Below are 2317 nucleotides of genomic sequence, written 5' to 3'. Positions count from 1 at the left end.
AGCACCGGTTTTAGGAGAGCGGATTGCTCTGATTACCTTAGTCCATACCTTTGATTCAGCTGCTGCTTTAGTATCTTTGACTTTCGCGTTCTTTGAAGCTACTTTTGCCATTGTATCTATTGTTTTTATGGTCTAATGGCTAATTGGCTGGTATGCAAATACAGCCATTCACCATCAACAATTACTTATTTAATTTCTTTGTGAACAGTTACTTTCCTTAAAATAGGATTGTACTTTTTCAACTCCAGACGCTCAGGAGTATTCTTCTTATTCTTGTTAGAGATGTAACGGGAAGTTCCGGGTTTGCCAGAAGTCTTATGTTCTGTGCACTCCAGAATTACCTGTACTCTATTGCCTTTTTTTGCCATTGTGTATTACAAATTAAGTGAGTCTTAGAATTAGATTGCCTGACCAGCTGCACGCAATTCCTTCACAACTGCATACAAACCTCTCTTGTTGATGGTTCTGATACCATCAGCAGAAACTTTCAATGATATCCATTTGTCTTCTTCTGCCAGGAAAAAACGCTTCTTTTGCAGGTTAGGAAGAAACCTTCTGTTTGTCTTAATGTTGGAGAAGGAAACATGGTGACCTGTGATCGGCTTCTTTCCTGTCACCTGACATACTCTTGCCATGATCTAAAAATTTAGGAATGCAAAAGTCCAATTTATTTATGGATTTTGCAAATATTATTAAATGAATTTATTCACAAGTACATTAAAAGCCACTTATAAAGCGCCTTTACTTAAGATGTGAACACAATGCAAATTATTGATAACCAAATGATTATCAGACAAATTTTCATCTGTCTTTTATCTAAAAAATAATTTTACAATAATACAACAAGGCTACGTAAAACAGCGCCTAATCTTACCGCTTCCAATATTCTTTGCTGATCCGTACCGTGTTTCAACAAAGCTTCTTCGTGGGAAGTAACGCACATTTCACAACCATTGAGTGCAGATACCACCAGGCTCAGCAGCTCGAAAAATTCTTTCCCTAATACCGGATTAGCCATAATGCTCATCCTGATACCGGCAGGTGTAGCGGTGTAAAATTCCTTGTTCACAAAATGCCTGAAACGATAAAACACGTTATTGGCATTCATGAGGGAAGTACAGCTGATCACCTCTGCGATATCTTTATCCCCTGCTCCTTCCTGGATAGCCAGCTTTTCAAAAGCCGCCTGCAGGTCGGTATGCTTCTCATTCACTGCTACCGCCACCCCTATCAGGTAAGCTTCTTTCTTTGACAGCGTAGCTGCCGCTAGAGAGTTGGATACATTGATCTTCAGATCCTTCAGGTAACGTGCATCCACATTTACGAGTGATTGCAGCTTGTTGGATACCTGTTCACCTGTCAAACCCACTGTTTCCAGCAATTGAACTGCCGTATCCTGATTTGTAGTTGCAAACATAATATGTATTTTTTTTATTTCATGCTTTTATTATTTGAATATTCTGCCGGGACAAAGTAAACTCCGTCTCAACAAAATATCCAAACAATAAAATAAAAAATGACTTGATTAATTAAGCAGTCAGCGTAGCTTCACCCTTAGTCCAGTTGCAAGGGCACAGTTCATCTGTTTGCAGGGCATCCAGTACACGTAAAACTTCTTTTACGCTACGGCCTACAGACAGATCGTATAAAGACACCCAACGTACAATACCCTGAGGATCTACAATGTAAGTAGCACGGTAAGCTACTTTTTCGTTTGCTTCCAGGATACCCAGTTCAGTAGCGAGAGATTTGGAAGTGTCGGCCAGCATCGGGAATTGTAATCCACGCAGATCATCATGATCTCTTCTCCATGCAGCATGTACAAATTCACTGTCAGTAGAAGCTCCGATCAATACCGCATCACGATCAGCGAAATCCTGTGCATGCTTGTTAAATTCAGCTATTTCAGTAGGACATACGAAAGTAAAGTCTTTAGGCCACCAGAACATTACCATCCATTTACCGGAGTTTTTCAGTTCTTCAGAAGACAATTCGTAAAATTCTTTACCTTTTTCGATAGATACAACAGCCGTTTTTTTGAATTCGGGAAACTCTGACCCTACGGATAAGATAACATTTTTCATAAATAACTATTCTCTTTTTGATTTACAGACTAATGATTTTTATTCTTTGACGGCGCAAAGATCACATTACATTCATTAGTAATCAAATAGATTTTAAAAATGTGACATTGAGTTTCTCTATATATTCCTTTTTTTCACTGCTGTAACCCCAACAATGGTAGTGGCCGTCTATATAATCAAAAAAAATATTATGGAGTTAACATTTTAATGGTATTTCTGTAACATTTTGGCAC

Annotated in this window: 5 protein-coding genes; all 5 read right to left on the bottom strand. The window is 38.5% G+C overall.

Annotated features, from left to right (window positions below):
* Positions 1–111 (bottom strand): DUF4295 family protein (locus VIP81_RS32800; protein ID WP_331972257.1); only part of this gene is annotated, 111 nt, incomplete at its 3' end.
* Between the two features lie 74 nt (positions 112–185).
* A complete protein-coding gene (gene rpmG / locus VIP81_RS32795; protein WP_133810271.1) occupies positions 186–368 on the bottom strand; it encodes a 50S ribosomal protein L33 in 183 nt (60 codons plus the stop codon).
* A gap of 30 nt (positions 369–398) precedes the next feature.
* Positions 399–635, bottom strand: coding sequence for a 50S ribosomal protein L28 (gene rpmB, locus VIP81_RS32790; protein WP_133810272.1), 237 nt, complete (start codon positions 633–635; stop codon positions 399–401).
* Between the two features lie 194 nt (positions 636–829).
* Positions 830–1417 carry a carboxymuconolactone decarboxylase family protein gene (locus tag VIP81_RS32785; RefSeq protein WP_331972250.1) on the bottom strand — a complete coding sequence of 196 codons (588 nt, stop codon included), beginning with the start codon at positions 1415–1417 and terminating at the stop codon, positions 830–832.
* A 112-nt stretch (positions 1418–1529) separates the two neighbouring features.
* Positions 1530–2072, bottom strand: coding sequence for a peroxiredoxin (locus VIP81_RS32780; RefSeq protein WP_414649452.1), 543 nt, complete (start codon positions 2070–2072; stop codon positions 1530–1532).
* Between the last annotated feature and the right edge of the window lie 245 nt (positions 2073–2317).

The organism is Chitinophaga sp. (assembly GCF_036566945.1).
Taxonomy (GTDB): Bacteria; Bacteroidota; Bacteroidia; order Chitinophagales; family Chitinophagaceae; genus Chitinophaga.
The sequence above is the reverse complement of the archived record's forward strand: the minus strand, read 5'-3'. Positions and strand labels throughout refer to the sequence as shown.

Bases quoted from the DNA above. Each gene is read 5' to 3' on its own strand.
- rpmG (WP_133810271.1), bottom strand. From the start codon at position 368: ATGGCAAAAAAAGGCAATAGAGTACAGGTAATTCTGGAGTGCACAGAA.
- rpmB (WP_133810272.1), bottom strand. From the start codon at position 635: ATGGCAAGAGTATGTCAGGTGACAGGAAAGAAGCCGATCACAGGTCAC.
- VIP81_RS32785 (WP_331972250.1), bottom strand. From the start codon at position 1,417: ATGTTTGCAACTACAAATCAGGATACGGCAGTTCAATTGCTGGAAACA.